This window comes from Streptomyces alkaliphilus (assembly GCF_014141535.1).
Taxonomy (GTDB): Bacteria; Actinomycetota; Actinomycetes; order Streptomycetales; family Streptomycetaceae; genus Streptomyces; species Streptomyces alkaliphilus.
This window is the reverse complement of the sequence record NZ_VKHT01000470.1, coordinates 1-3939: the sequence shown is the minus strand read 5'-3', so window position 1 is coordinate 3939 and position 3939 is coordinate 1. Positions and strand designations below refer to the sequence as shown.

Below are 3939 nucleotides of genomic sequence, written 5' to 3'. Positions count from 1 at the left end.
GTTCCGCCGCTCCCGACCCCGCCGGAGCCCCCGGCAAACTGTTGGACCTGCTGCGGGTGGCGGCGTTCGTCCTCGACGAGGACGGTCGCATCGTGCTGTGGAGCCCGGAGGCCGAGCTTCTGTTCGGCCACCGGGCCGAGGAGGCGGTCGGGGCGGAGGCCGGTCGGCTCCTCATCCTCCCCGAACACCTGGAACAGGTCACCGAATGGTTCCTGCGCGTGCTGGGCGGGGAACAGTGGGCCGGGGTCTTCCCGGTCCGCTGTCGGGACGGTTCGACCCGACACGCCGAATTCCGCCACATCAGCATGCGCGCCCCCGACGGGCACCGGCAGATCCTCGGACTGGCCGCGGACGCCGGGACGGTGCGCGAGTTGGAGACCACGCTCGCCCTCTCCGACATCCTGATCGAGCAGTCACCGATCGGCCTGGCCCTGTTCGACGAGGAGATGCGCTGGCGTCGGGTCAACCCCGCACTGGAGCGCATCAACGGCATCCCGGCCGAGCGGCTCCTGGGGCGGCGGTTGGAGGACATGCTTCCGGGTATCGACCCGGTCCGGGTCGCCTCCTCGGTCCGTCGGGTGCTCTCCGACGGGCGCCCCGTGGTCGACCAGACGCTCGTCGGCAGCACCCCCGCGGATCCCGGTCGCGATCACGTCTGGTCGGTCTCCTACTACCGAGTCGTGGACCGCGGGGGCCGCCCCCTGGGGGTGGCGGCCTCGGCCGTCGACGTCACCGAGCGCCACCGGGCCGGGGACGAGGTGGCGGAGGCCCGTGAACGCCTCGCGATCATCGCCGACGCCGGTGATCGCATCGGTTCCACCCTGGACCTTCCCCGGATCGCCCGGGAACTGGCGGACATCTCCGTGCCCCGTCTCGCCGACCTGGCCACGGTCGACCTGCTGGACGAGGCGCTCACCGGGGATCCGGGCGAGCCGGTACGGATCGACGGCTCGGTCCGCTTCCGGGCCCTGGCGGTGGTGGCCGCCGACGACAGGGCGCGGAGCGGCGCGGCGGCGCGGGCCACCGATCGGGTCGGCGATCTCGCGGAGTACGGGCCCAATCGGGTGATCACCCGATGCGTCACGCTGGGGCGCACCATCGTGCTCCCCCGAGTGGGGGCCGGGGAACTGCGCCGGATCGCCCGTGACGAAGAGGCCGCCGGTCAGTTGGAGGAGGCCGGCGTGCACTCCTACCTCGCCGTTCCACTCATCGCCCGGGGCAACGTCCTGGGCGCCATCGGGCTGTTCCGCACCGAAAACCCCCGTCCCTTCGCCCCCGCCGACGTCTCCCTGGCCGGGGAACTCGCGGCCCGGGCCGCCATCAGCGTCGACAACGCCCGCCTCTACCACCGCGAGCGCCACACGGCCCTCACCCTCCAGCGCAGCCTCCTGCCGTCCGTACCGACCGATCGCCCGGGGCTCGACCTGGCCGCCCGCTACCTCCCGGCCGTCAGCGAGGCGGGCGGGGACTGGTACGACGTCCTGCCGCAGGACGACGGTCGCACCGCCCTGATCGTCGGCGACGTCATGGGCAAGGGCGTGCACGCCGCCGCCATCATGGGACAGCTGCGCTCCACCACCCGGGCACTGGCCAGGCTGAGCCTGCCCCCGGCGGAACTGCTGGAACACCTGGACGCCACCACCGCCGGGCTGGGGGAGTCCATCGCCACCTGCGTCCACGTGGTGTGCAACCCCGCGGGCGGTTGGTGCGAGGTCACCTCGGCCGGCCACCCACCCCCCGTCATGGTCGAACCCGACGGTCGTGCCCACCTGCTGGAGGTACCCCCGGCCCGCCCCCTGGGCGTCGGCGGGGCGGTCTTCTCCCCGAGGCGTATGCCGATGCCCCCCGGCGCCACCCTGGTCCTGTACACCGACGGTCTGGTGGAGGACCGACGGGACGACATCGACGTGGGACTGCACACACTGCTGCGGGTGGTCTCCGGACCGCCCCGACCGCTCGAGGAGACGTGCGACGCGGTCCTGGAGGCGCTGCACCGGGACCCCCGGGACGACGTGGCGCTGTTGCTGGCCCGCAACCGTCCCTGAGCGATTCCGGTGCGGTTCCCGGGCGGGCCCGGGGTCGTCCGGCCCTCCCTCCCCAAGATCATCCGGGCCGGGGTCGGCGTCGATGTGTCGGTGCGGACGCCTACAGTGTGCTCCGTGATCCCGCACGCACGCTCCGCCCGCACCGGACCCGCGGAGCCGTCGGCCCCGGTCGTCGGCGTCCCGTCCCGTCCGGTGCCGCGTCCCGCGCCCGGCCCGGCGGCCGACGAGGGGCTGGCCCGCCGCCTGCGGGCCCTGGCCTGCACCGCGCCCCTGCACGACCTGGACGTGCGGAAGGCCAACCTGGCGGGCGAGTACACCGTGTACGCGATGGCCGAGATCGCCCTCGCCGCCATCGACCTGGTCACCCTCAGCATGGATTTCGACGCGGGTGCCGACCACGAGGAGGTGGTCGCCCGACTGCGTCCCCGGGTGGCCGCCCAGGCCCCCGACCGGTCCCCCGGGGAGCACGAGCGGGTGGCCCGGTGGGTCCTGGAGAACCTGATCAACGTGGGCAGCGCCGATCGGGGTTTCCGCGTCGTCTACGGCACCTTCGACGCCGAGGGCTCCTACACGCGGCGCGACTACGACTTCAAGCTCATCGAGGAGGTCTCCGGCGCCGATGGCACCATCCGGCTGCGCACCACCGACGAAGCGGTCAACGTCCTGGTCGGCGCGTTGGACACCGATGTCACCAGCGCCCAGATCGCCGCGGAGGTCAAGCTGGAGGTGCTGATCAGCCGGGGACGCCTCGCCGATGCCCAACTCGCCGCCGAGCAGGCCCGTTACCGCACCGTCCAGTACTCCGAGACGCTGCGGCGCACCCTGGAGGCGACGCGGCGCGATGTCCGGGCCGTGGACTGGATGGAGGCCGTTCCCGGCCTCATCTCCGAGGCACTGGACCACATCGCCGAGCGGTACCGCCACGAGAACGCCATCCTCACCAACATCCGTCGTGCGCGGGACGAGGCGGAGGACCCGGTGCACAAGAGGCGGGCCGCGGAGCTGGTCGACATCGTGCGCGACTGCATCCGGCGCCACACCCGCCTGCAGTCCCGTCTCCTGGAGGCCGGCCCGCTGTTCCGTGCCGAACAGGACCGTCAGGCCTTCTCCCCCGGGGCGACCGGCTCGGGTCTCGACCTGCACGGCCAGCTCCTGGCCCCCGTGCTCGAACGGCCGTTGGGTGAGGCGCGACGGGTCACCGAGGCATTCTTCGCGCGGGGGGCGGGGCTGCGCGCACCCGGCGCCCCCCGGCTCACCGATCTGGTCGGTCTCCTGTTGACCCCGCCGACCCCACGCGAGCACCTGGGCACCGCGCTGCCCGAGCCGGATCTGGTGGCCACCCCCGACGACAGCCGTTTCGACGACTCCCAGCACGCCGCGGCGGCCCGTCTCCTCGACCTCTCACCGCAGGCACCGCGCCGTCTCTCCGGACTGCTGGCCGACGCCCGCCGTCTCGACCCCGATCTGCCCCAATTGATCGCCCTGATCGCCGTGCACGCCGTCGCGCCGCCCATCGGTACCGCCTACCGGCAGGGCGAGAGCGGACTGCTCTTCGCCGTGGACGACGGCACCCCGCTGGAGGACCCCGGTTTCGCCGGCGCGGATCTGATCGTGGGCGTACTGGAGCTGGACGCCGGCGCGATGGCGGCCGACCGGGCGGAGGCCGGGGCATGAGACCCTCCCGCGGACGTGCCCGGGGCACCGCACATCCCGTCCGCACGGCACCCCCCGGGCTCCTCCCCGGCCCGGGACCCACCGCACCGTCACCGACACCGGAGCATCACCCGTGACCGAATCCGGACCCCGACGCACCCTTCCGGGCCGGGACGACCCGGGCCGGCCCGCCGGCATGCCGGAGCCACCGCACCGGGAGCCGACGGGAGAATTCCCGGAC

2 protein-coding genes are annotated in these 3939 nt (G+C 73.5%); both read left to right on the top strand.

The genetic code is table 11. The features are described from left to right. The coding region (locus FNQ90_RS15115) for a SpoIIE family protein phosphatase (protein WP_182606862.1) at positions 1-2045 on the top strand (2045 nt) is incomplete at its 5' end. A 192-nt stretch (positions 2046-2237) separates the two neighbouring features. Then, positions 2238-3719 (top strand): hypothetical protein, encoded by a 1482-nt coding sequence (locus tag FNQ90_RS15110; protein ID WP_182606863.1) that lies wholly within the window; start codon positions 2238-2240, stop codon positions 3717-3719. Positions 3720-3939 lie beyond the last annotated feature (220 nt).